Source organism: Mesorhizobium sp. M7A.F.Ca.CA.002.09.1.1, assembly GCF_003998555.1.
Classification (GTDB): Bacteria; Pseudomonadota; Alphaproteobacteria; order Rhizobiales; family Rhizobiaceae; genus Mesorhizobium; species Mesorhizobium ciceri.
In genome coordinates, this window is sequence record NZ_RZRR01001522.1 from 1 (window position 1) to 581 (window position 581).

General features: G+C 68.0%; 1 protein-coding gene and 1 pseudogene. Both read right to left on the bottom strand.

What is annotated here, in order from left to right:
- The coding region (locus EN994_RS34420; protein ID WP_127308301.1) for an SDR family NAD(P)-dependent oxidoreductase at positions 1-277 on the bottom strand (277 nt) is incomplete at its 3' end.
- A 60-nt stretch (positions 278-337) separates the two neighbouring features.
- Positions 338-581, bottom strand: a pseudogene (locus EN994_RS34425) (GNAT family N-acetyltransferase); the annotation flags it as partial.

The window sequence follows — 581 nt, forward strand, 5'->3', positions numbered from 1 at the left end:
TCTTCACACCGATGGCGATGCCGGCGCAATTGATCAGGATACGCGGCTCGCCAAGCTTGGCGGCGACGTCGGCGAGGGCAGCAGTCCCACTGTCGGCGCTGCTGACGTCGCATTGGACGGCAATACCGCCGATCTCGGCCGCGACCTTGACCGCGCGGTCAATACCGACATCGAAGATGGCGACGCGGGCTCCCTTGGTGGCCAGCGCGCGCGCCGTTGCCTCGCCAAGGCCGGAGCCGCCGCCGGTGACGATCGCGATCTGGCCGTTCGGGTTCATGACGTCATCCTTTGATCTCAGGAACAGTGGACGGATCAGGCGCCAGATCGATGGGAAAGGTCAAGCCATCGCCGCGGTAGGATCGGTCACCCTGGCCTGATCGGCGTGGCAGACCTCGCCCAAGAGCCTGGCGACCGCGCCCGGCGCGATCTCGTGCGACAGCAGCCGGTCGAGGTCGACGGGGCGCGGCATCGAAATCTGGCCGCGCGGAATCCGCTTGAAACCGAGCGGCCCGTAATAGGGCTCGTCACCGACCAGCATGACGGCAGGTGCGCCGGCCCGGGCATCGGCCGCCGGCTGGTGG